25 protein-coding genes and 1 pseudogene are annotated in these 22,856 nt (G+C 59.7%); 2 read left to right on the top strand and 24 right to left on the bottom strand.

Going from position 1 to position 22,856, the window contains the following annotated elements; genetic code table 11:
- Positions 1–17: 17 nt before the first annotated feature.
- The 7 genes and pseudogenes from LRP59_RS04490 to LRP59_RS04460 all read right to left on the bottom strand — a co-directional run bounded on the left by LRP59_RS04490 (position 18) and on the right by LRP59_RS04460 (position 6,296).
- On the bottom strand, positions 18–2,771 hold the full coding sequence (locus LRP59_RS04490) for an RNA helicase (RefSeq protein ID WP_148378398.1): 2,754 nt from the start codon (positions 2,769–2,771) through the stop codon (positions 18–20).
- Between the two features lie 29 nt (positions 2,772–2,800).
- Positions 2,801–2,968 (bottom strand): annotated as a pseudogene (locus LRP59_RS04485) (gamma-glutamyl transferase).
- On the bottom strand, positions 2,965–3,834 hold the full coding sequence (tatC, locus tag LRP59_RS04480; RefSeq protein ID WP_002513314.1) for a twin-arginine translocase subunit TatC: 870 nt from the start codon (positions 3,832–3,834) through the stop codon (positions 2,965–2,967). Before tatC ends, LRP59_RS04485 begins: the two are co-directional and overlap by 4 nt.
- Positions 3,835–3,837: 3 nt before the next feature.
- On the bottom strand, positions 3,838–4,071 hold the full coding sequence (locus LRP59_RS04475) for a twin-arginine translocase TatA/TatE family subunit (protein WP_002513313.1): 234 nt from the start codon (positions 4,069–4,071) through the stop codon (positions 3,838–3,840).
- Positions 4,072–4,165: 94 nt separating this feature from the next.
- Positions 4,166–4,369: a hypothetical protein gene (locus tag LRP59_RS04470; protein WP_002513312.1), complete on the bottom strand. Its 204-nt coding sequence runs from the start codon at positions 4,367–4,369 to the stop codon at positions 4,166–4,168.
- Entirely contained in the window at positions 4,369–5,337 is a 969-nt protein-coding gene (locus tag LRP59_RS04465) for a WYL domain-containing protein (RefSeq protein WP_002513311.1), read from the bottom strand. Before LRP59_RS04465 ends, LRP59_RS04470 begins: the two co-directional genes overlap by 1 nt.
- Positions 5,334–6,296 (bottom strand): YafY family protein, encoded by a 963-nt coding sequence (locus LRP59_RS04460; protein ID WP_002513310.1) that lies wholly within the window; start codon positions 6,294–6,296, stop codon positions 5,334–5,336. Before LRP59_RS04460 ends, LRP59_RS04465 begins: the two co-directional genes overlap by 4 nt.
- An 87-nt stretch (positions 6,297–6,383) precedes the next feature.
- On the opposite strand from LRP59_RS04460, the gene gluQRS reads away from it, so the two are divergent.
- Positions 6,384–7,385, top strand: a complete 1,002-nt coding sequence (gene gluQRS / locus LRP59_RS04455; RefSeq protein WP_002513309.1) for a tRNA glutamyl-Q(34) synthetase GluQRS — start codon at positions 6,384–6,386, stop codon at positions 7,383–7,385.
- A gap of 42 nt (positions 7,386–7,427) precedes the next feature.
- On the opposite strand, the gene LRP59_RS04450 is transcribed toward gluQRS, so the two are convergent.
- Positions 7,428–8,399 carry an FKBP-type peptidyl-prolyl cis-trans isomerase gene (locus tag LRP59_RS04450; RefSeq protein WP_370531084.1) on the bottom strand — a complete coding sequence of 324 codons (972 nt, stop codon included), beginning with the start codon at positions 8,397–8,399 and terminating at the stop codon, positions 7,428–7,430.
- On the opposite strand from LRP59_RS04450, the gene LRP59_RS12215 reads away from it, so the two are divergent.
- Positions 8,299–8,583 carry a hypothetical protein gene (locus LRP59_RS12215; RefSeq protein WP_370531085.1) on the top strand — a complete coding sequence of 95 codons (285 nt, stop codon included), beginning with the start codon at positions 8,299–8,301 and terminating at the stop codon, positions 8,581–8,583. The genes LRP59_RS04450 and LRP59_RS12215 overlap by 101 nt on opposite strands.
- Here LRP59_RS12215 and LRP59_RS04440 read toward each other — a convergent pair.
- The 16 genes from LRP59_RS04440 to LRP59_RS11990 all read right to left on the bottom strand — a co-directional run bounded on the left by LRP59_RS04440 (position 8,512) and on the right by LRP59_RS11990 (position 22,482).
- Positions 8,512–9,249, bottom strand: a complete 738-nt coding sequence (locus LRP59_RS04440) for a pseudouridine synthase (RefSeq protein WP_002513307.1) — start codon at positions 9,247–9,249, stop codon at positions 8,512–8,514. The genes LRP59_RS12215 and LRP59_RS04440 overlap by 72 nt on opposite strands.
- 17 nt (positions 9,250–9,266) lie before the next feature.
- Positions 9,267–9,632 (bottom strand): hypothetical protein, encoded by a 366-nt coding sequence (locus LRP59_RS04435; RefSeq protein ID WP_002513306.1) that lies wholly within the window; start codon positions 9,630–9,632, stop codon positions 9,267–9,269.
- Positions 9,617–10,534 carry a ParA family protein gene (locus tag LRP59_RS04430; RefSeq protein ID WP_002513305.1) on the bottom strand — a complete coding sequence of 306 codons (918 nt, stop codon included), beginning with the start codon at positions 10,532–10,534 and terminating at the stop codon, positions 9,617–9,619. Before LRP59_RS04430 ends, LRP59_RS04435 begins: the two co-directional genes overlap by 16 nt.
- 91 nt (positions 10,535–10,625) lie before the next feature.
- The gene (locus LRP59_RS04425) at positions 10,626–11,546 is read right to left on the bottom strand and encodes a site-specific tyrosine recombinase XerD (RefSeq protein ID WP_002513304.1); all 921 of its coding nucleotides are present in this window, start codon (positions 11,544–11,546) and stop codon (positions 10,626–10,628) included.
- Complete coding sequence (locus LRP59_RS04420; protein ID WP_002513303.1) at positions 11,543–12,202, bottom strand: NUDIX domain-containing protein; 660 nt, start codon at positions 12,200–12,202, stop codon at positions 11,543–11,545. The genes LRP59_RS04425 and LRP59_RS04420 overlap by 4 nt, the downstream gene beginning before the upstream one ends.
- Complete coding sequence (locus LRP59_RS04415) at positions 12,199–13,887, bottom strand: CTP synthase (RefSeq protein ID WP_002513302.1); 1,689 nt, start codon at positions 13,885–13,887, stop codon at positions 12,199–12,201. Before LRP59_RS04415 ends, LRP59_RS04420 begins: the two co-directional genes overlap by 4 nt.
- Positions 13,888–14,272: 385 nt before the next feature.
- The gene (locus LRP59_RS04410; RefSeq protein ID WP_002532986.1) at positions 14,273–14,419 is read right to left on the bottom strand and encodes a hypothetical protein; all 147 of its coding nucleotides are present in this window, start codon (positions 14,417–14,419) and stop codon (positions 14,273–14,275) included.
- On the bottom strand, positions 14,416–14,637 hold the full coding sequence (locus tag LRP59_RS04405) for a hypothetical protein (RefSeq protein WP_002513299.1): 222 nt from the start codon (positions 14,635–14,637) through the stop codon (positions 14,416–14,418). The genes LRP59_RS04410 and LRP59_RS04405 overlap by 4 nt, the downstream gene beginning before the upstream one ends.
- Before the next feature lie 15 nt (positions 14,638–14,652).
- Entirely contained in the window at positions 14,653–16,332 is a 1,680-nt protein-coding gene (recN, locus tag LRP59_RS04400; protein WP_002513298.1) for a DNA repair protein RecN, read from the bottom strand.
- The gene (locus tag LRP59_RS04395; RefSeq protein WP_002513297.1) at positions 16,329–17,264 is read right to left on the bottom strand and encodes an NAD kinase; all 936 of its coding nucleotides are present in this window, start codon (positions 17,262–17,264) and stop codon (positions 16,329–16,331) included. Before LRP59_RS04395 ends, recN begins: the two co-directional genes overlap by 4 nt.
- Positions 17,265–17,303: 39 nt before the next feature.
- Positions 17,304–18,095, bottom strand: a complete 792-nt coding sequence (locus tag LRP59_RS04390) for a TlyA family RNA methyltransferase (protein WP_002521445.1) — start codon at positions 18,093–18,095, stop codon at positions 17,304–17,306.
- 255 nt (positions 18,096–18,350) lie between these two features.
- Positions 18,351–18,983 (bottom strand): energy-coupling factor transporter transmembrane protein EcfT, encoded by a 633-nt coding sequence (locus tag LRP59_RS04385; RefSeq protein WP_002513294.1) that lies wholly within the window; start codon positions 18,981–18,983, stop codon positions 18,351–18,353.
- Positions 18,980–19,732, bottom strand: a complete 753-nt coding sequence (locus LRP59_RS04380) for an energy-coupling factor ABC transporter ATP-binding protein (protein ID WP_002513293.1) — start codon at positions 19,730–19,732, stop codon at positions 18,980–18,982. Before LRP59_RS04380 ends, LRP59_RS04385 begins: the two co-directional genes overlap by 4 nt.
- The gene (locus LRP59_RS04375; RefSeq protein WP_002521443.1) at positions 19,729–20,313 is read right to left on the bottom strand and encodes a biotin transporter BioY; all 585 of its coding nucleotides are present in this window, start codon (positions 20,311–20,313) and stop codon (positions 19,729–19,731) included. The genes LRP59_RS04380 and LRP59_RS04375 overlap by 4 nt, the downstream gene beginning before the upstream one ends.
- A gap of 55 nt (positions 20,314–20,368) precedes the next feature.
- Complete coding sequence (locus tag LRP59_RS04370; protein ID WP_002513291.1) at positions 20,369–21,367, bottom strand: HAD-IIA family hydrolase; 999 nt, start codon at positions 21,365–21,367, stop codon at positions 20,369–20,371.
- Positions 21,364–22,482, bottom strand: coding sequence for a tetratricopeptide repeat protein (locus LRP59_RS11990; RefSeq protein WP_014604391.1), 1,119 nt, complete (start codon positions 22,480–22,482; stop codon positions 21,364–21,366). Before LRP59_RS11990 ends, LRP59_RS04370 begins: the two co-directional genes overlap by 4 nt.
- Positions 22,483–22,856: the final 374 nt, after the last annotated feature.

The raw sequence follows: 22,856 nt of genomic DNA, 5'->3' as shown, positions 1-22,856 counted from the left end.
CCTAGTGGGCGCACGAATCAGTCTTCTTCGCGGTCCATGGTGACAACCCCACGCTGCATGGCACCCACCACTTGACGACAAGTGTGGGCCAGATTCTCCCCAACCCCGGCATGGGCAATCTGTCCAGCTAGATCGCACACCTGACGCACCCGGCGCACAAAATCACCAGCACTCATGTCGTCGAGTACGGTGTCCAGACCGGCACCGGCAGCCCATGCATAGCTGGCCTCGGCAAAACCAATGTCGAGATCTCGGGGACGCTCAATGCGGTGGTCACGCTCGAGCAGACCAATTTCGGCTCGGACCGCACGCAGTTGGGACTCCGCCGCTTCGCTCTTCCCATCGGGCATGCGATGAAGGTGGCCCCGGTCCCCCGGCCGCGACTCGTGAACGATGGTCGACAACACCGCCGCCAACTGCGGGCAATCCAGGCCGTCAAAGACGCCTCGCCGAATTGCCTCAGCCGTCACCAAGTCGAGTTCGGAATAGATCCCCGAAAGCATCCGGCCAGCGTCCGTGACAGTATCCCCACCCGTACCGAGGTATCCCAAAGCCTCCAGTACCAGCACAATTCGCTCAAACTGGGTGGCAATCGACGTCGCCTTCGCGCGTGCTTTCGTCAATTCCCTCTCACTGCGACGGCGAAGTCTCATGGCACGTTCAGCGAAATGCGCATGGGACTCGCGATCGGGGCAGGAGTGGCAGGGATGAGCCTTCATCTGGGAGCGCAGCTCGGCGATCTGGTCGGAAAGCTCAGCATCCACCGCAGCACGACGCGGCTTCACCACTGGCCTCCCCAGCCCCTCAAGTACCCGATCGAAGGCCTTGCCGAGGCAGCGACGATCGGCCTGGTTTTCGGGGTGGAAATGGCGCGGGACTTTCACGCCGGCTACTCGGGTAACGGGGGCGTCAATATCCTGATGCCCCAGACGAATCACTGTCCGATCCGGGGTCATGACAAGGGGGCGAGGCCGTTGACCTCTCGCGCCGTGGGTGCCAGGGTCAACGACAACGACCCACCGAGCGTGACGCCCAGATGGCACGGCGATGATGTCCCCAGGATCAAGACTCGACAGTGAGTCGGCAACCTGGCTAGGAAGTTCACCTTTGCGCAACCTCGCCTGCTCATGTTCCAGCTCCCTAATGTTTTCCCGCAACCGGGCGTATACGGTGAAATCTCCCCTTTCGCAATGGGCCGCCTTGAGGTAGGCCTCGATGTCGGCCTGGGTTTGCCGGTTGCGAACTGCCGAGCCTCCCAATCTGCGATCGATTTGGAACTGTGCGAAGGAATGCTCCAGTAGGTCACGAGCTTTTTCCCGCCCCATCGATCCAACGAGGTTGACGGCCATGTTGTATGTCGGCACAAAGGCCGAATTGAGCGGGTACGTACGACGCGAGGCCAGTCCGGCCACCGCACGCGGATCCATACCTGGTTGCCAGCAGACGACGGCGTACCCCTGGGTGTCGATCCCACGGCGTCCGGCGCGTCCGGTGAGCTGGGTGTATTCCCCGGGGGTGATGTCAGCGTGAGTCTGGCCATTGTATTTGACGAGTTTTTCCAGCACGACGGTACGAGCTGGCATATTGATGCCCAGAGCGAGGGTCTCGGTAGCGACGACGACCTTGAGTAATCCCGCGACGAACCCCTCCTCAACGATCACTTTGATCACCGGGAGCAGACCGGCATGGTGAGCAGCAATGCCACGTTCGAAGGCTGCCATGAAGTGATTCCAGCCAACCGCGCGGCGTTCCTCGTCAGTCAATCCTTCCCCATGGCGTTGAGCGATGCGACGCAACTGACGGGCTTCCTGCTGGCTAGTGAGCACCAGGTCGGTGTTAAGCAGCTGGCTGACAGCAGCGTCACACCCGCTCCGGGAGAACACGAAGATGATGGCCGGCAAGAGGTTGGCCTTGTGGAGGGAACGCACCACCTGGATACGGCTCGGCTGGTTGCGAGGGCCACGAGGCCGACCGCCACGCCCCCGACGCTGTGCCGAGGCCCCACCGAATCGGCCAGTTCCATAAGACACACTGTGTTTCCCCTTGCCAGACCTTCCTCGCGGACGACGGGAGTCATCACGCTGGAACCGGGCCTCCTCCTTGGCAATGGAGGTTAGTTCGGGGTTGACCTCCGTAGGACGGCGCGAATCGAAGAGTTCATAAAGACGTCGCGCCACCGCTACGTGTTGGACAAGCGGTACCGGGCGACGCTCGGACACGACGACCCTGACGTCGCCACGCACCTCGTCGAGCCACTCTCCAAATTCCTCGGCATTAGAGACGGTTGCCGAAAGACCAACGATCTTGACGCGCGGATCGAGTCCAAGGATGACCTCTTCCCACACCGGGCCGCGGAAACGGTCCGCGAGGTAGTGCACCTCATCCAGCACCACCCACCCCAAAGTGTCGAGAGTATGGGAATTGCGGTAGATCATATTGCGCAATACCTCAGTCGTCATGACGATGACTGGTGCCTCGGAGTTGATAGTGACGTCACCGGTGAGAAGGCCTACTTGGTCTTCACCGTGTCGGGCGACAAGGTCATGGAACTTTTGATTGGACAGCGCCTTAATGGGTGTGGTGTAAAAGCACTTCAGCCCCGATGCCAGAGCTAAATCAGTGGCATACTCCCCCACCACGGTCTTGCCAGCTCCAGTAGGAGCGGCCACTAGAACACCCGCGCCGTCGTCGAGATCTTGGCAGGCCTTTACCTGGTAGTCGTCAGGTTCAAAGGACAGCCCGGCGATGAACCGATCGAGAGTCTCGCTCATACTCCCAACCTAGCGGGAGGCTACGACTCTCAGGGAACCTCGACGAGGGGTCGGGCGACGACGCTGGGCCGCGAGCGTATCCGCATGCCGTCACCATCCCATGACAACGAGCCGGTCACCTTGACCGTGGCAAGCCACGAATCGGGCTAGCAAATATCAGCGGCTTGAACGCTTGTGGTGTGACTGACACCGCTCAATCGATCTGAATGTCGAATTCGGACTTATCAATACCCATATTGCCGGTCGAACGCTTACGTTCATTGCTGCGGCAAATCCACTCCGCAATGACATACATGACGCTCAGCGGAATAGCCAAGGCACACATGGAAATTGGGTCACCAGACGGGTTCACAAAAGCGCCCAGACAGAAGAATCCAAAGATGGACCACTTCCGTGCCGCTTTCAGCTGCGCAGACGACAAGACGTGGATCAGATTAAGCAAGACCAAGACCACCGGTAGCAGGAAACTCACTCCAAAGAGCAAGATGACGCGAATCTCCAGTGCCAAGAACGCATTCATGTCGAGCAGGTTGGTAATGCCCATGCCGTGAGGCGTGAAGTTCAGCATTAAGGCAATACCCTTCGGGAGCACCCAATACCCCAGTACTGATCCTAGAAGAAACAGGGGGATAGCCGATCCCAGGAATCGCAGAGCCCACTTCTTCTCATTGACGAGCAAGCCAGGAACAATAAAAGCCCAGATCTGATAGAGCCAAATGGGGCAGGCCGCAATGAGGCCAGCAACAATGGCCACCCTCATATTCAGCACAAACGGGGCGACGACACCAGTATTGACTACCTGGAGGGAGGCCGTCGGGTTCTTCGCCTTGATGGCGAGGCTCGCCTGCTGGTACGGATGCATGACAATCTCGACCAGCGGACGGTAAAAGACAAAGGCCACGGAGCTTGTAATGACCACCGCTATAAACGACACAATGATCCGGTAACGGAGCTCCCGGATGTGGTCCAGGAGCGACATTGTGCCGCCCTCTCCAGCCTGGGGCGGGCGGAATCGGGCAAACCGGCGGTGATCCTCATCGGACTGCCGAGTATCCGTGGCCATGACTCACTCAGTTGGCTTGGTCTCGTCCTTGGCGACGTCAGCCTCGGTAGCCTCAATGTCCTTCTCGGCCTTCGCGTCCTTGCCCTTGTTCAGACCCGCCGTTTCTTCCTTGAACTCACGGATAGCGCGACCAGCACCCTTACCGACGCCAGCGATGCGGGAACCACCGAAGAGTACGAGTGCGAGAAGCACGATGATGATGATGGTTGCTTCATTCGCAATGAGCAGAGGAGCCATTGAGGCTCTCCTTCCAGACTTGGCTGGCATCCCATCCCCGTACCGCACAGGAAGGCTACCAACTCGACGATCGGCGTTCAGGCTACCACGATGATCAGGGCGCTTTGGGAGCCGTCATGTCCTTGTTCATCGTGGTATCGACATCCTCGAGAATGTGAGCCAACTCATCGAGTCGACCGGTTGCCTGCTCAACCTCACCCAAGATAGCCGCGAGCTTTCGCCACAACCAGATCGTGCCAACGACGATCTCCACGACAAGCAGCACACCGGCAAAGACCAACACCCAGATCCACCACATCAGGATTTCTCTACCGCCTCACGGTTCGAAATCTCAATGCCATTTGCGGCAGCCGCAGCGCGTGCCAACTGAAGGGCAGGAGCTGCAGCATGAGGTGGGTCAACGGAGAGAACATCTGGTCCGAGGCCCACCATGAGCTCAGCAAGCCACGTCGCAGAGGCGACGGCAAAAGTCACCTTCCACATGTCCCCGTCCTTCTCAACATGGCGCACCGGGTGATACTCAGCAACCCAGCCCGCGCGCGGAGCAAGGGTCAGCATCACCTCGTCCACGACGTCAGAGAACCATTCGAGGGTTTCGGGCGGACGTCCGTGATTCGTGGCGTGCCCAACTCGCCTGCCAGTGACGATGCGGTCAAGCCGCCACGTGCGCCACTGCTTGCGAGCCATCGACCATCCGACGAGATAGCGATGACCGTCGCGAACTTCGACACGTACCGGGTCGACGATCTGGGTATGCGGAGTAGGGTCGTCACCGCGTCGATGGACGATCTCAATCCGCCATTTGTTAGCACAGGCCCCGGTGAACCACTCTGAGCGAGGGTCGTAATCGGCTTCGAGGCTAGCCTCCACCGGATCTGGACCAGCCTGCGGGCAGACCTGGCGCAACTTCTCTACCGCGGATTCCACTGCAGGACGAACGGTGTCGTCAGCCAGATCAGCGATGACTTGCAAAGCGGCCAGCAGAGACCACGCCTCGTCGGGCGTCAGACGCATAGGCCGTGGCAGAGCATCAGCATTGGTGATGGTGATGGTGCCGTCGGAGTCGACGGCGTCCATGTCAATGTCGATGAGGTCGTCTGGCATCCCACCGGGCAGACCAACCATCCACAAAATCTTGAGATCAGCAATCACACGGTCAGTGCTGACACCAAACACTCGGGCAACCTCGGTGACGGCCACCCCAGGGTGAGATCGCAGATAGGGAATAAGGGCTAGCAGACGGGCGGTATCAGTGCGAGCCGTCATGAGGCATTCTCTTCCAACCGCAGCACGGCATTGATCCTCTCGGCTAATACGGTGCGAGCCTCCTGTGGGGCAAGCAAGATGATACGACCGCCGGCGCGTAGCACGGCTGTCGCGGCCTCGTCATATCCGCCAAACCCACCGGTAACAACTTCGTAGCCCTCGGGAACTGGCCCATCCCATTCGGCATGCGTCGTCATGACTCCTAAACGCACTCCGGGAGCGACGGCCATCGTGACGTCAACCTCCTCCGGTTCAGGTGGCTCGAGGCGATTGAGGTGGGCCTCGATCACCTCAGGTTCAGGACTCGCGACGGCGCCGGGTTCTCCCACGGTCGTCACGGCAGAACTGATACGTGACAGCCGAAATAGTCGTGGCTCGTCGCGGTCGACGTCTCGCCCAACGAGGTACCAACGACCACGCCGCAAGGCCATTCGCCAGGGGTCTACGGTACGGTGCTTTCCCCCTCGGTAACCGAAGCGGACTCTGGACCGGTCAATAGTGGCCCGCCACAGATCAGAGAACGATGGAGCATCTGCGCCGGTGACGACCTGGGTCGCGATGCCGGCCTCCGTGTCGGGCTCAACTCCTGCGGCACGCAACTTCACCAGGGCAGACGTGGAGGACTCGTCGAGGACGGATTCGCGCCACACTCGGGCTGCGGTCGCTAAAGCGTCAGCCTCCGCTTGTGTAAATTGGACAGGGGGAAGCTCCACATCGGCACGGGGAATGCGGTAGCCAACTTCGTCACCGAAGAAGGTGTCGAGGGTGACGGATTCGACGGTGATACCGATTCGACGCAGCTCCTCTTTGTCGCGTTCAAAGGACCGTTGAAACGCCACCTCGGAAACCTTGCGGTAGTCCTCGATCATGTCACGCAGTTGCGCGCGAGTGAGAGGACGGTCGGTGACCAGGAGAGCGATGACGAGGTTAACCAACCTCTCCGAACGCTGTGCAGCCATCGGCACCCTCCTTCCAGCGTCCCAGCCTACCCATCTGACGGGGGCATACCCGCCGCGTCACCCCAATTGTTGCCTACACTGCCGCTCGTGACCGATTTCGCCACCACTCACTCCGGTCTTCGACACGCAGCTGGTCGTTTCGCCCCCTCCCCAACCTCAGCACTGCATCTGGGGAACCTCCGCACCGCATTAGCGGCCTGGCTTTTGGCCCGCTCGACGGGTCGTCGGTTCGTGGTACGCATCGAGGATTTAGATCGTGCGCGAGTGGCCGCGGCCGGAAAAATTGCCTCGACGCAATTACGCGACCTGGAGTCCCTAGGTCTGGATTGGGATGGTCCAGTCGTCCGACAGTCTGAGCGCCTCGACTTGTACGCCGACGCAGTAGCGGGTCTGGAGACCTACCCCTGTTTTTGCACTCGCAGGGAAATCGCTGCGGCCACTACCGCCCCCAACGAGGCCGATTGGCGCCCGTATCCGGGTACCTGCCGCCGCCTCACCGTCCAGCAGAGACACGAACGTCTGACCACCCGGGCGCCAGCCACCCGACTGGCCAGTCAACTGAACACTTTCGAAGCGACCGACCTCGCTCGTGGCTGTGCTCAAGGACGGGTGGACGATCTTGTCCTGGTGCGCAATGACGGCACGCCGGCCTACAACCTTGCGGTAGTAGTCGACGACGGTCTGCAAGGGGTCGATCAGGTCGTTCGAGCCCGAGACCTATGGTCCTCAGCCCCTCGCCAAGCCCAGTTGGCCAAACTGCTCGGATTTATCCCTCCGGTCTACGCCCACACTGGTCTTGTCACCGGTCCGGGAGGGGTACGCTTGTCAAAGTCGGCGGGTGCGGCGGGGCTGTCCGATCTCGCGGATTCAGGTATTGACCACCACCAGGTCGTGGCGTGGCTCTGCCGTTCCCTCGGACTCCCTGAAGTTGCTGATCCCCATGAGCTCATCAACAACGTGGCCCTGACACCGCCTACCCCTGTTGCGGGCATCCACCGCTTAGACCCTAGGCCTCTCGGCGGAGCGATGGGGTGGTGGAGTGATGCAGTTCTCGATGTGGCGGTGCTGCGCGAGACCCGTCAACCCTAAGACACGTATCGGCCGGCATGTCTCGCGCAAAGCCATCGCCACTCAGGATTCTTTTTGAGCCGAAAGGATGTCGATAACGTAGATCAGGGTCTCGCCCTTCTTTACCGGCGGGTTAGTGCTGCCGTTCGGGTAGGCGTCAGCGGGCGGCACGATGAGCATCACCCGAGAACCGACGGTCTGCCCAATCAATCCCTTCTTCCATCCAGGAATAACGGAGTTCATGGATCCAGTCACAGGCTCGCCGGAGTATCCGTCCTCAATAAGCTCCCCAGAGGACCAAGCATAAGTGCGGTACTTGACGTCGATGGAGTCATGAGCAGTAACCGCAGCTCCCTTACCCTTGATGAGGGGCTGGACGACGAGTTTATTCGGCTTGGTGGCCTTGCCGATGGTTACCGCGGGAGCACCCTGTACCTCCTTGACAGTAGGCAGACCAGCCACCGGTTTGACGGTCTCACCCGTCGCCTTAGGCAAAGGTATGGCAACGATGTCGACGACAAAAATAAGGGAGTCACCCTTCATGATGCCAGCTTGCGGGGCACCACCTTGGGAATCATAGCCGTCAGATCCGGGCATCATGATGAGTACTCGGTCGCCCTGATGCTTTCCAACAAGACCCTTAGCGAATCCAGGAACCACCTGGGCCAATGGGAAGTCAGCGGTAGTGCCACGCTTATAGGAAGAGTCGAATTCCTTGCCAGTACGTCCGTTGACACCGACATAATTCACTTTGAGGGTGGCGTTCTTGTCGACCTTTTCGCCTGTGCCCTTCTTGAGGACTTTGGACTCGGTTTTAGCAATAGCTAGCGGCCAGGCTTCCCCAACCTTTGGCGCCTTGCCGTCCTCACCAGACACCTTGATCTGGTCGAGGTTAGTGACCATAGTCGGCTTCTTCGTTGGGGAAGAGGAGGCCTTGGCGCCGGCAGAAGCGGGGGCCGAAATGCTGGAGACACTCGCCGAAGGCTTCGGGCTCGACGACGACTTGTTACAGGAAGCGAGGGCCAGTGACGACACGCACAGGACGGTAGCGAGTGCCGCGGCGTTGACCAGACGATACTTGTTCGAACTCACCTGCTTGAGGTTACCCGAGCGATGCTTGAGGACAATTCCAGCCATGCGCGAGAACTCACAGTTCGACGAGGTCGAGGAGCTGGCCCAGTTCTTCATGGGTAAGTTCACGCATATCTCCGCGCCCTAAACGCTTCAATCGGACCGGGCCGATCGCGGTGCGAGACAGTCGACGCACTGGATGAGCGACCGAATCCATGATGCGACGCACAATCCGGTTGCGGCCCTCATGAAGGCTCACCTCAACCAAGGAATGCTCCTCGCCAGCCTGTACTAGGCGCACGGCGTCAGGCTTGACAGGGCCGTCTTCAAGGGTCAGCCCTTTCGAAAGGCGGTGAATGACTTTGTCATCCACGCGGCCCTCAACATCTGCCAAGTAGGTCTTAAGAACCTTGTAGGACGGGTGGGTCATCCGGTTAGCGAATTCGCCATCATTGGTCAGCAAGATGAGGCCCGAGGTCTCAGTGTCGAGACGACCGACGTGAAACAGACGGATACCGCGCGGCACTCCTTCGAGGTCGGACAGGCATGGGCGGCCTTCCGGATCGTCCATAGTAGAGACAACTCCTTGCGGCTTATTAAGTACGTAGTAGACGTGACGCCGCGCAGTCGGGATACGGGACCCATCAACCCGGATCTCATCGCGCTCAGGGTCAACGCGTCGCCCCTGCTCAACGATGAGTTCACCATTGACCTCAACTCTTCCGGCCGCGATCATGTCTTCAGCAGCACGGCGGGATGCCAGACCGGCCTGGGCCAGCACCTTCTGCAGCCGAATGCCTTGCTCGTTACTCATATGTGTCCTTAAAGTATTCAGTCAGTCGCGAGGAGATGAGCGAGAGCAGAGTCCTCACCATTCTCCTCAAAATCGGCCAGGGCCATCGCCACCGAGGCACGCACAATTCTGCCTCGATCAGCATTAATGCCCTGGGATCTCATTGTCAGCCTCGCAGTCTCCAGAGCGATGAGCTCCTCCGTAGAGACGTAGACGGTGATCTTCTCATCATGGCGCACTCGCCCGCTACCAGCATGTTTCCCACAAGAGGTGGCGTCTTGAGACGTCTTGCGTGCTCTGTGTGCCTTGGACTGTTGGGAAACTTCAACTGACTGGGGTTCGTTGCTACCAACCGTTGGACGGAAAAGCTCGTTAGCCCCCGGCAGGCTCACGCGGCGCGGCATCGGGCCAGTACCTCCTTGGCCAGGTCACGGTAGGCCTGAGCCCCCGGAGATGAGGAGGCGTAGCTCGTGATGGGTTCCCCAGCGACGGTGGTCTCGGGGAACTTGATAGTGCGCTTGATAACGGTGTGGAATACGACGTCACCAAAGGCTTGTACCACCCGTTCCATGACCTCCCGGGCATGCAGGGTACGCGGGTCGAACATGGTTCCAAGGATGCCGAGGACCTCCAGGTCGGGGTTGAGACGGTCCTGAACCTTCTCAATAGTGTCGGTAAGCAGAGCAATACCGCGCAAGGCAAAGAACTCGCATTCCAAAGGCATGATGACGTAGTCGGAAGCGGTCAGAGCGTTGATGGTGAGCAGACCTAACGACGGTGCACAGTCGATGAGGATCATGTCGTATTCGCCGCGGATCCGGTCAATGACCCGTTTGAGGGTCTGCTCGCGGGCCACCTCGCTGACGAGCTGCACCTCAGCGGCAGACAGGTCAATATTGGCCGGTAACAAGTCCATGCCCTCGGTCTCAGTGGGCTGGATGACGTCATGAACATCGTCACGAGGTGACATCAGCAGGGTGTAGATGGAATTTTCGAGAGTATGGGGGTTAATCCCCAAGCCCACCGAGAGGGAGCCCTGAGGATCGAAGTCCACCAACAGAACGCGTCGTCCGTACTCGGCCAGTCCCGCTCCCAAGTTGATGGTGGTTGTTGTCTTGCCGACACCACCCTTCTGGTTACACATCGAAATGACGGTGGCATGTTTCGGGCCGTCGAGAACCGGCGTCGGCTCAGTAAGGTCAGGAAGCGGACGTCCGGTCGGACCGATCGAGTTCTCGGCAGCTTCTTCGGCCTCCCGGCCCGGACCGGGTACGCGGAACAACGGTTCGGGGGCAGTCTCGGACACGTAGTGACCTTCCTCTCGACATCGCGGCAATATTGCTTTTCTTAACGATAGTGGGCACAACCGACAGCCACACCCACCCGCAATACTGAGCCTAGACGGCGCGAGGGTGCGACGAGCGGTAGACCTCCCTCAGGTGATCGGCCGTCACGAGGGTGTAGATCTGGGTCGTCGTCACGGACGAATGCCCCAGTAGCTCCTGCACGACACGAACATCGGCACCACCGTCCAGTAGGTGGGTGGCGTAGGAGTGTCGAAGACTGTGCGGGGATAGGTGCTCGACGTCGAGCCCGGCAGCCTCACCGGCACGACGAATAACAGCCCACGCTGACTGTCGGGACAGCCGCCGACCGCGGGTATTGAGCAGTAGGGCATGTTCCCCGTTGCCAATCTCAGCCCATGCAGGACGTCCCCTTATTAACCAGGCATCTACAGCTTTAGCGGCGTAGCTGCCCAGCGGAACGATGCGCTCCTTATCCCCCTTGCCGATGAGCCTCAAACCGAGGTCAGGGTCATCCAGCACGCGACGGATGTCGTCAACGTCAAGAGCACAGACCTCCGAAACCCGCGCCCCCGTACCGTAGAGCAGCTCCAGCAGGGCAGCGTCCCGTAGCCCCTCGACCGTACTGGTGTCTGGTGCAGCGAGCAAGGACTCAACTTGATCCATCGTCAAGGCTTTCGGGAGTCGACGGGAACGGGTTCCTGGGGACATCCCAGCGGTGACATCGGCCTGGACTTGCCCAGACCCCACTGCGAAACGATGCAAATTTCGTACTGCAACCACACAACGCGTCACAGACGCGGGGGCCAGGCCAATGTGATCCAGATGGCGTCGAAACTCCTCGACGTCGACACGGGTCACCTCGGCTAACGATCCGATCCCCCGCGAACCAAGGTATTCCTGGTAACGCAACAGATCACGTCGGTAGGCCTGCACCGTGTTATCGGACAGACCCCGCTCCACTACAAGGTGACGCAAGTAATCCTCGACCTGACCGCCGACCGACGAGGTCACTCTGCGCGAACTCCGTCAATACCACCAGGACGCTCCCGAATCGGCCACGGCGCATGAGCGGGACGCAGCTCGTTAACTCGCTCAGTGCGACGAGCCAGTTCCAAGGCCATCACGCCCGTCACGAGGGCGGGAGACTGGCATTGCCCGGCGTAAATTGCCTCGACAAGGTCGTCCAATGGCTCCCAACCAGCCTTCATCGACACCTCCTCGCCTTCTAGCAGGAATCCCTCGGGACGCGGTACCTCATGAAGACCCCGGGCCAGGTAAATCCGCAAAGACTCCTGGCACCCGCCCGGAGTGGTGACGATGTCGACGAGAACCCGCCAATCGTCGGCCGACAACATGGCCTCCTCGGCCAATTCACGCTGGGCAGCCGCTAGAAAGTCTTCTCCCTCGACATCGAGCAGGCCAGCCGGCGGCTCGACCAACACCATGCGCACCGGGTGACGATACTGTCTGACGACCGCGACGCGATCCTGATCGTCAAGGGCGATGATGCCGACTGCGCCGGGGTGGCTCACGTATTGACGGTTGATCCGCTCCCCCGACGGGGTAATGACCGCGTCATCAATGAAATCGCACACCTGCCCCGTGGCCTTCACCTGGTGGTCAACGACCTGCCAGTACTCGTCCTTATCCCAGCGCTCCTGACTCACTTGTCGACCACCTTGGTGGAGGACTCCTTGGCCGCTCCCTTCGATGCTGCTTTGGCGTGCCCGACGGCCGCTGCGACGAGTCCGCGGAACAGCGGGTGGGCGTGAGTCGGACGGGACTTGAGCTCAGGATGAGCCTGAGTAGCCACGAAGTACGGATGGGTCTGACGGTCCAACTCGACGAACTCGACAAGGCCGCCATCAGGGGACGTGCCACTGATACGCAGCCCAGCCTGCTCCAGACGGTCACGGTAGGCGTTGTTGACCTCGTAACGGTGACGATGGCGTTCGGTAACTGTCGTCGTGCCATACAACTCGGCGACCAGAGAGTCCTTGGCAAGCTTGGCCGGGTAGGCCCCCAGACGCATCGTTCCACCGAGATCGGCCTTGCCGGCCACTGCCTCGACCTGCTCTGCCATCGTCGCGATGACCGGATCGGGGGTTTGTGAGTCGAACTCACTAGATGCGGCATCCTTGATGCCAGCCAGGTCGCGGGCAACCTCAATGACGGCGCACTGCATGCCAAGGCACAGCCCTAGGAAGGGAACCTTGTGTTCGCGGGCGTAGCGGATGGCACCGATTTTGCCCTCGACACCGCGGATCCCGAACCCGCCCGGAACACAGATGGCATCAGCGTCACGTAACTGCTGGGCAGCACCCTCGGCAGTGGCGCAGGAATCGGAGGCCACCCACACCACGTTGGCCTTCGCCTTGTTGGCGAATCCGCCAGCTCGCAGCGCCTCGGTCACCGACAGGTAAGCATCCGGCAGGTCGATGTACTTGCCGACTAAGGCCACGGTCACCTCGCTGCGCGGCTTACGGACGCGATCCAGCAGGTCGTCCCACGTTGTCCAGTCGACGTCGCGGAAAAACAGGCTCAACTTCTGCACAACGTAGGCGTCGAGACCTTCACGGTGCAGAACCTTCGGAATGAGGTAGATCGACGGAGCGTCCGGACAGGAGACGACGGCCGGGCCCTCGACGTCGCACATGAGAGCGATCTTCGACTTGATGCCCTTGCCAATTGGACGCTCGGATCGACACACGATGGCGTCGGGCTGGATGCCGACCTCACGTAACGCGGCCACCGAATGCTGGGTGGGCTTGGTCTTCATCTCGCCGGACGGCTTGATGTAAGGAACAAGCGAGACGTGCAGGAAGAAGACATTCTCCCGGCCGATCTCGTGGCGCACCTGGCGGGCGGCCTCGAGGAAAGGAAGTGACTCGATGTCGCCGACGGTGCCACCGATCTCGTGGATGACAACATCGGGATGGCCCTCCTCCATCGCCAACATACGTTCCTTGATCTCGTTGGTGATATGGGGGATCACCTGGACAGTGTCTCCCAGGTAGTCACCCCGACGCTCCTTGGCGATGACCGCGGAGTACACCTTGCCAGTGGTCACATTGGCCTGCCCTGACAAGTTCTCATTAAGGAAACGCTCGTAGTGGCCGATGTCGAGGTCAGTCTCCGCGCCGTCCTCGGTGACGAACACCTCGCCATGCTGGAACGGGTTCATCGTTCCCGGATCGACGTTGAGGTAAGGGTCCAGCTTCTGCATTGTGACCTTAAGGCCACGCGTCTTCAGAAGCGACCCGAGGGAGGAGGCCGTGAGCCCCTTTCCCAGGGAGGAGACGACCCCTCCAGTGACGAAAACGTGCTTGCTGCAGTGATTGTCGGTGCCCACGGACCTCCAGCCTAACCGATCACCACGACTTCGGGGCAAGCCCCCACGACCGTACCCGACTCACTACGCTGAAGTTCATGGCGCGTCTGTATGGTGAATCTCGTCTGTCAATGGAACGGTATGAATGAGCTCTGGTGGCTGTCCATCTAGAAATGGTTATGACATCGAAAAGCCATTCCATAACGACCAGATCGTCAGGCATGCGCCACGATAAGGAACCATCCATCACCTCCGGTGAATACCCGGGCCACGGATATTCCGGATCGTAGGGATACATCATCGATATTTCGCGTCTCACGATATCCGGATCGAAGTTCATGGGCCTCGAACGTTGCTCACCGTGTATGACCGAGATGCGGCGAGAACCATCGCATCGATTCATGCATCAAATATGTACGCATTTGCTCTTACGTGGAGGGGCAATCAGTTCCCATTCCTCCGCAACGAAGTACATTGATTCGACGTCAACTGCAATCGGAGTGGCCAGCCCCATAAGTCGGATGAGGTCAGCCATCACAAGCACCGTGTTCACGCCCAGACTCTGGACATGATGGGGCACCGGATGTGGTAATGACCGTGCATCTGCGCGCAAACCATGAGGATCGCCAGCTCGTCGGTATCGACGAATCGCCCCACGTCGACCGGGCCCAGATAGATCGCCGTTTTTATTTCAGCACTCGTCGACAGAGTCACCGCCGTCGCCTCCATGATGAATGCGTTGCTCTTTTCGAAATGGTCCAGTCGTCCCATGTGTCAACGCCATCATCAATCCATCTCACCAGCCTCGCGCAGCAGGTCATGGGCATGTTCTAGCCCGGACTCTGAGTCCACCATGCCGCTCATCATCCGAGACAGTTCGATTTCCCGCTCCGATCCAGTGACCTCGCGCAGCCCCGAACTGGTGACGGCCCCGTCGGAAGCCTTAGTAATAACGACATGCGTGTCCGCGAAAGCAGCCACCTGGGCCAAGTGAGTGACAACAATGACCTGGTGCCGTCTTGCCAACTGACGCAGTCGTCGTCCGATCTCGATACCGACCGCACCTCCGACGCCCGAATCGATCTCGTCGAAGACGAAAGTTTGCGGAACCTGGGGTTGGGCCACGACGACCTCTAAGGCCAGTCTCACCCGTGAAAGCTCTCCGCCCGAGGCGGCCTTGGCCAACGGGGCCAAATCGGAACCGGGGTTGGCGGCCAACATAATCGTCACCGAGTCAGCGCCGCGTGGCCCCATGGGTGCAGGCTCGACACGAAATTCCAGCCGGGCGTGCGGCATCGCAAGAGCAGCCAGCTCAGGACGCACCTCAGCAGCAAGCCGGACGGCCGTACGACGGCGCACCGCGCTCATGTGGTCCGCGGATCGCCTCAACTCGGATCGCAGTTGTTCAACCTGCTGTCCCAAGGAATCGAGATCTGTCGCGCCAGGGTCAAGCTCGGCAAGTCGGTGTCGGTCTGCCGCAGTGGACTCGAGGAGATCGTCGAGGGTGGTGGTGCGCGCCCTCAACAGCCGCTGAATAGCCGCCAAACGACCCCCCAATTCCTCAAGCCGTTGCGGATCAGCTTCAGCCCGAGCCGCATGGCCAGCGACCGAAGCAGCGAGGTCAGTGAGGTCATACGACATCTGGCGGGCGCGCTCAGCCAACTCAGCGGCGCGAGGATCAGCATCCCCAGTGCCATCCAGCTCATGTACGGCCTGTTCCAGCAAAGCAAGCGCACCCGGCTGCGGACCGGTCGACGTCTCTACCCCATTGAGCAGGACATCAGCCTTGTTCAAGGATTCCCGGATCGACTGAGCAGCCTGTAGCCCCGCTATCTCGGCGATGAGGTCGTCGTCCTCATGGGGCTTAGGATCAACAGCGTCAACCTCGCCGACCCGACGCGTAAGCACCTCGCGTTCCATCTCGGCCCCAGCGCGATCCTCGTTGAGGCGCTGAAGACGCTGGGATGCAGCACGAAACTCCGACCACAGCTGTGCATGTCGACTTAGGTGGCCTGCCAGCTCATCTCCGGCGGCACGGTCAACGACGTCGAGCTGCCGCGCTGCGTCGACCAACCTCACTTGTTCAGATTGGCCATGGATAGTCACCTGATCCCCAACGATGTGGGCTAGCTGACTAGCGGTAACTTGAGCTCCTCCAAGCAGCGCTCGAGAGCGACGACTCGTGATGTGTCGAGCGCAGATAACCTCACCATCCTCGACTGTTCCGCCAAGCTCGCTGACGCGACCGGCATCAGGCGTGTCGAGAACGGCTTCGACGACGGCACGATCGCAGCCATGCCGGACCAATCCAGTGTCAGCCTTGTCGCCGAGCAGCAAACCAATACCGGTGACCACCATGGTCTTTCCGGCACCGGTCTCGCCGGTGACTGCCGTCAGCGCGGATGAGGGTTCGAGGACCGTCTCATCGATGACGCCGAGTCCACGAATTCGCACACTACGTATCACGAAGTCTCCTCTAGGTGATGACGGTCACGACCCTGACGCCACCCGCTGACCGGGAGCTCAAACTTCTTGACCAGACGCGATGTGAAGGGCTGCGCGGCCAGACGAGCAATGCGCAGACGGTCGGGATGGCGGACGACGGTGATTCTTTCCCCCGGTCGTACGGTGCACGATCGGCGCCCGTCGCACCACAGAACCGCTGATTCTGAACCGTCTGGCTGGATGTCAAGGTCCACTCGAGCAGCTGGGCTCATGACCAGCGGTCGAGCAAAGAGAGCGTGAGCGCTCAACGGCACCATGAGCATGGCGTCGAGATCGGGCCACATGACCGGGCCGCCAGCTGAGAACGCGTAGGCCGTCGATCCGGTCGGGGTCGAGACCAGGATCCCGTCGCAGCTCCAGCGTTGCACCGGCAACTCGTCGACAGACGCCAGAACGTCGAGCATGCGCCGCCGGGCTGCCTTTTCCAGAGACAACTCGTTGACGGCAAAAGAACTCCAACGGTGTTGTCCGGAATGCTCGGTGACGGTGGTTTTAAGCACGAGGCGATCCTCAACGGTGTAGTCGCGCGAACACACCTTGTTCACTAGATCCGCCATATCGGAGCGCTCCAGCTCAGCCAGAAAGCCGACATGGCCAAGGTTGACGCCAATCATGGGAACGTGGCGAGGTAATGACCATTCAGCAGCTCGCAAGATCGTGCCGTCGCCGCCAAAGACGACGACCACCTCCGCCTCGTGGGCGAACTCTCCCAAGCTTTCAAGATCGATCCCTGGCAGCTTGCTTGACATCGGCTTCACCTGATCATCCGGAACCGCGCAACCAATGTCTCGCCCCGCCATTTCAGAGATGAATTCGGCAGCCGCGTCAAAAGCGTCGTCCCGCGTGGCATGGGTGACGACGACAACGTATCTGGAAGGGCTCGTGTCGTTCACAAGACCACAGTAGCGGCCCGTGATCTGCCCGGACGTCTGTCACCGACCCTTACGTTCCAGCAAGACGAAGTGCTCAACGTTTCCATCCTGCCCGGGCAACGGGCTATCGCACTCGTCACGCATACGCCAACCCAGATCTACCGCTGCTGCCATGACACCCGCGATGGCCTGCAAGCGCAGGGCAGGGTCCGTGACAACGCCATGGGCTCCCAAAGCCTTGCGACCAACCTCAAATTGAGGCTTCACCAGCAACAGCATGAGGCCGTCTGGGCTGACAACAGCTGAAATGGGTTCAAGGATCATCGTCAAGGAGATAAAAGAGACATCTCCGACCACGAGGTCCACCGGCTCAATAACGCCGTCAACCGCCAGGTCCGCAGGCTGAAGATCACGCAAGTTCAAGCCTTCATGAACAATGACACGGGGATCATTCCGCAGCATCGGAGACATCTGGTCGTGACCAACATCGACGGCATGCACAAGTTTGGCTCCCCGTGACAGCACAACTTGGGTGAACCCACCGGTGGACGCACCAGCATCAAGTACTCTTGACGGCACTTGGACGCCAAGGATATCCAAGGCACCTAGAAGTTTGTGTGCAGCGCGAGACACCCACACCTCTTCGTCGGCAACCAGCACGTCGGTGGTGCTCACCTTCATCGCCGGTTTAGTAACGACGACTCTATTGACCGTCACTCTGCCTTCCCGCACTAGGCGTGTGGCAAGGGTGCGGGAACGTGCCAGTCCGGCTTCGACAAGGGCCTGGTCAAGTCTCACAGGGACAGACTGCCACTTCCAAGACCTTGGTGCATCCATCGGCGGCAGCCTCATCCGTCGGCGTAGCAGGTCTTCTGCCACGCAGTGTCCACAGTGTTGATAGTCGCATTGCACTCGCGTCCTGCCTGCATCTGGTGTTCAGACATCATCTCGTGAGCGTCGTCGTGTATCTCCCACGTAAGATCCCGCACAAGGGGGACCGCCAACTGCTGACTAAAGCTGTAGCACAGTTGACAGTAAGGCCTACGCAATACTGCGGGCCCTGAAGAACTTTTTCACTCTGTGAATATCGATATCACGATATAGATATCAGAAAGGTTCTTCATCCCCCAACCCCCGAGCTTTGAGGGCCTCCCCAATCTCCAGAGCATGGCCGACCGCCCCTACGAACATCGGAATGAGGAACCTCCAACTATACCGTTCCAATCCGCGTGCTTTAGCGGCTTCCCTGACCTGGCCTATGGATCCAACGAGGTACGGAATTGTGGTCCACATCAACGCAATGGTAAGTGCGAATTTCTCAGGTTTAGCACCCAACGGCCGCAGCGGCCGAGCCAAGGCCACAATGGCGTCCATGAGCGTACCGGGATCCGTGGTGCACGTCACCAGCCGGGCGATGTAGAGACAGGCCAGCAACCCAGCAACATAGATCACTCCTCGTTGCCACATCGTGAAAAAACAGTGATACGCCAGTATGAGAGCATTCGCGATCCACAACGGCACACCAATAGATAACGCCGTGCGCACCGGGATCTTGGCAACAACCAAGTTGATGACGACGGCCACCACCAGGCAACCCAGGGAAAACCACCACTGTTTGACGAAAAACGGGGTTACGCCGACGAGCAAAACGAGTAGGTACTTCGACCAGACTGGCATACGGTGAGCAGGACTGTTCCCAGCCCGGTATCCGCCGAAGAACGCCGAAGCGTCAGTCTTCATCGGCTCTTATCCTGTCCACCGCGTCGAGGCACGTCCCCGCCTTGACCGGACATCATCCGGGCCCGATAGTCGGCAATGACCTCCCCCGGGTCGCCGTCGTTGACAATTCGACCGTCTTCGACAGCCAACACTCGGTCAAAGGACGCCGCTAATTCCAGGTCATGGGTGCAGCACAGGATTTGCTGGTCCAAGCGTTCAAAAGCGTGCCGCACCATCTCCCGGTTTCGCAAATCCAGCAGGGTCGTTGGCTCATCGGCGAGGATGACTGATGGTTCAACGGCCAGTACGCTCGCCAGGGACACCAATTGACGTTCCCCTCCTGAGAGAGCGTGCACACTGCGTCCAGCAACGGCTTCCAGTCCCTGATCGGCAAGGATCTGCATGGCCGCTTCATGTCGTTCAAGTCGGTTACGAATCCGTTGACGAAGAGACAATTCAACATCAGCTACTGGCGTCGACATGACGAGCTGGCTCATCGGATTGGTAAAGACGTAGCCGACGTGGCGACGGGCCGCACGACCATCCTCAGAGGGATTAATCCCATCGACAGTGACGGTGCCATTCGTCGCCTCAACTAGCCCGTTAACGAGTTTGAGAAGGGTCGACTTGCCGGCCCCATTGGGGCCGATAACGGCGACCCTACGCTCCGGCACAATGAGGTTCATCGTGTTAAGAATCTTCACCCGACGGTGGCGGCCCTCAACGTCATACTCGTCAACGTCAACGCTGACATTTTTGAACTCGATCACGGCATGAGCCGGGGAAAGGCAGTCAGCACCGCAGTAGCGATGAGACAAGCCAAAATCCCCTTCACCACATCGAGGCCGAACAAGACAAGATTGGCTGTCAGGGCTGCATTCAAGCTCAACTTCGCGAAGCCCATCAGCCCGAAGATGCCACCAAGATAGACGCACACTAGGTCCACTAGTGCGACGACAAAAAGCCATACCGGAAGCATCGACTTACGTGGACGTCGACGCAGCACGGAAGTAGCTACTGCACCCGCCACGAAAGCGCCGATCAGCCATCCCCATAGATACCCACCAGTGGGACCCACCAGGACGCCAATCCCGCTAGACCCACCGCTGAAGACGGGCAGCCCCAGCGCGCCGACAAGGATATACAAGCCTACCGCGCATCCGCCACGGATACTTCCCAGCACCATCGGCGCCAGCATGACGGCAACCATCTGAAGGGCAAAAGGGACCGCCCCCACCATGAACATCGGCGGAATGACGGCTAGCACAGCAATGAGGGCTGCAAAGACCGCGATAAGAGCCAGGTCGGTGGCCTGGAAACCATTGCGTGACGACATCGGGTTCCTTCCCATGACGAGATACAGCGGCTGCCCACATGGGCAGCCGTTGGGATCCATTGAACACCGTTCAGTGAAGCTTGTCGAAAAGTCTCCCGGCCTCGTCGGGAATAGTCACATCCGACCCATAGACGAGGGCCATCATGGCGGCCACGGCATCGAGCTGCCCACAAATATCATCAGGGATACTCTCCGCACGGACCTCCCGGTCAGCGTGCACCGACGCTGTGCTCCCACCGCAACGCGCGCGGTCGTCGGACACATCGACCTCGCGCTTGGGCTCAAGCAACCCGGACAGATCGGCAGCAATATTCTGCGGCCGATCCTCAGGAGCAGCAGCTAGCACGTCAGCGACACCGTGAGAACCGGTAAAGACGAATAGCGAGTCAATATCCATCGTGTTTGCGCCACGAATGTCGGTGTCTAAACGGTCTCCAACAAAGATTGGTGAGGTAGACCCTAATCGGGAAATAGTGGCCTCCAACAACGGACGGTAGGGCTTTCCGGCGATAACTGGCTCGGCATTGCACGTAGTAGCGACGACTTGGAGCTGAGCACCTATCCCCGGAACAATGCCACGATCCGTTGGACGAGTGATGTCTGGATTAGCGGCGTACCACATCGCACCCGACTGCAAGGCGAATCCTGCCTCCTCGAGCAATGGCCAGGCAATCTGTGAATCGTACCCCTGGATGACCGCAACAGGATCATCCCTAGCGGACTCGACCGGCTTCAGCCCGCGTGCCCGCGCCTCATCGCGTAATGATTCCGTCCCGACGATGAGCACCCTGGCGCCAGCAGGCAATGTATCGGCAGCGAGATCGGAAATCGCCTGTCCTGAGGTGACGACGTCGTTAGGCCCCGTCGGGATACCGATGTCGGTCAGGTGTTGAGCTACAACCTCAGCCGAACGAGCGGCATTGTTGGTGACGAAGCCGACCTTGACCCCGCGACGCCGTAATTCGGCAATGGTGTCAGGTGCTGCAGGAACCGGGTCCGGCCCCAGGTAGACTACTCCATCTAAGTCGAAGAGGGCAGCGTCATGTCCATCAATGAGGGCATCGCTCACTGGTCTGTCTCCTCGCCTTCATTGTCACCTTCGATGAAGATCATGTCGTCAGCAGGGTCCCCGCTTGGCTCTCGACCATCAATGATGTCAATGCGGTCCTGGCTGTCGAGGAAGTTGGCAGGATCGTGCCTCTGGGCTGAAACGAACCATTCTCGAGCGCCAGCTATGTCACCCTCCTCCAACAGCGTCTCGGCGTAGGCGTAGTGCAGGCGCGCGGTCGCCTCAGTAGGAGCTTTAAGGTTTTTGACGGCTTCACGAAGCAGGCGAACAGCCTCATCTCTCTGGCCAAGATCACGACGTGCACCGGCTTGCACAAGCACGAGCTCGATCTGCTGGGCTGGGTTGAGACCCGCCTCCTGCCCTTCACGGATAAGCCGAAGAGCTGCCTGCGGGCGTCCTAGCGCACGCTCACAGTCCGCTATCACTGGGAGGAAGTTGTCGTTACCAGTCATACGTCGAAGCGCACGGTAGTCATTGAGGGCAGAGGCATACTCGCCCGCCTGATATGCGGCCTCGGCAGCCACTTCGCGCAGGATGGGCAGACGCGGGGCACGTCGACGAGCGGCCTGAGCGTGGGCATTTGCCTGAGCCGGGTCCTCGTCGAGAAGTTCAGCAGCAGCAACCAGATGACCCTCAATGATGTGAGCGGTGTCGGCTGGGACACCACGCAACTCAGCACGCACCGGCGCCGGAAGAGCTTTCTCATCGAAGTCCAGTGGAGCCATCGGCTCACCGGATGCCGGCGTTTCCGTGGGTTGGACGGCAGTGTTATCGACCGAGCGATCATCGCGATGGCCGTCGCGGCGCCCATCCTTGTGAACGTCACGACGACTGTCGTGCTGATCCTTGTCGTCCCACCGATTCCCACGAAAACCTCGACGACGCTGATCGTCTCGACGAGAGCCACGGTCATCGCGCCAAGGACGGTCTACGTCACCTTTGCGCTGTGATTTACGATCATCGTCCCAGCGACGCCCGCTGTCTCCCTCGCGACGCTCACGGGACTTAGACGTCCAACCGCCGCGTCCACCAGACTTACTGGACCATCCGTTGCGGCCCGGGCCTCGACGGCCTCCGCCAGATCGACCATTATTAGGGGAGGGAGAATCTGCCATGCTGACATTCTCCCGCACAGATGGGCCTCATGGCGAACCGACCGGGACACCCCCGATGCGTAGACGTCGGGGAATAGCAGAACCATCATGAACGATAGAACGCATCTATCGCGGGATTCAGACCATTTCTCTAACGCACAGCAGATGCCGAGTAGACACGAGCGTCGGAAAAGGGATACATCAATAAACCGCAGGTCTCTTGCGGGAAATCTTGAGTAAGCGTTCTTACGATTTCTCTACCAAGCTAAAAGCAGTACGACGACGTCGTGTTTGGCTAGTGTTGTAGTGATAGCACACGCTAGGCAGGTACTATTAGCGAGTGTTAGGACATGCTAGCCATGCCTCCCACGTGGCATGGCTACACATGGATCAAT

Origin of the sequence: Cutibacterium sp. 37298 (assembly GCF_023838685.1) — a bacterium.
GTDB lineage: Bacteria > Actinomycetota > Actinomycetes > Propionibacteriales > Propionibacteriaceae > Cutibacterium > Cutibacterium acnes.
The sequence above is the reverse complement of the archived record's forward strand: the minus strand, read 5'-3'. Positions and strand labels throughout refer to the sequence as shown.

Excerpts from the sequence above, each read along its gene's own strand:
- LRP59_RS04490 (WP_148378398.1), bottom strand. The coding sequence starts at position 2,771 with ATGAGCGAGACTCTCGATCGGTTCATCGCCGGGCTGTCCTTTGAACCT.
- tatC (WP_002513314.1), bottom strand. The coding sequence starts at position 3,834 with ATGGCCACGGATACTCGGCAGTCCGATGAGGATCACCGCCGGTTTGCC.
- LRP59_RS04475 (WP_002513313.1), bottom strand. The coding sequence starts at position 4,071 with ATGGCTCCTCTGCTCATTGCGAATGAAGCAACCATCATCATCATCGTG.
- LRP59_RS04470 (WP_002513312.1), bottom strand. The coding sequence starts at position 4,369 with ATGTGGTGGATCTGGGTGTTGGTCTTTGCCGGTGTGCTGCTTGTCGTG.
- LRP59_RS04465 (WP_002513311.1), bottom strand. The coding sequence starts at position 5,337 with ATGACGGCTCGCACTGATACCGCCCGTCTGCTAGCCCTTATTCCCTAT.
- LRP59_RS04460 (WP_002513310.1), bottom strand. The coding sequence starts at position 6,296 with ATGGCTGCACAGCGTTCGGAGAGGTTGGTTAACCTCGTCATCGCTCTC.
- LRP59_RS04440 (WP_002513307.1), bottom strand. The coding sequence starts at position 9,249 with ATGAGTAACGAGCAAGGCATTCGGCTGCAGAAGGTGCTGGCCCAGGCC.
- LRP59_RS04435 (WP_002513306.1), bottom strand. The coding sequence starts at position 9,632 with ATGCCGCGCCGCGTGAGCCTGCCGGGGGCTAACGAGCTTTTCCGTCCA.
- LRP59_RS04405 (WP_002513299.1), bottom strand. The coding sequence starts at position 14,637 with ATGGGACGACTGGACCATTTCGAAAAGAGCAACGCATTCATCATGGAG.
- LRP59_RS04390 (WP_002521445.1), bottom strand. The coding sequence starts at position 18,095 with ATGAGGCTGCCGCCGATGGATGCACCAAGGTCTTGGAAGTGGCAGTCT.
- LRP59_RS04385 (WP_002513294.1), bottom strand. The coding sequence starts at position 18,983 with ATGAAGACTGACGCTTCGGCGTTCTTCGGCGGATACCGGGCTGGGAAC.
- LRP59_RS04375 (WP_002521443.1), bottom strand. The coding sequence starts at position 20,313 with ATGGGAAGGAACCCGATGTCGTCACGCAATGGTTTCCAGGCCACCGAC.
- LRP59_RS11990 (WP_014604391.1), bottom strand. The coding sequence starts at position 22,482 with ATGGCAGATTCTCCCTCCCCTAATAATGGTCGATCTGGCGGAGGCCGT.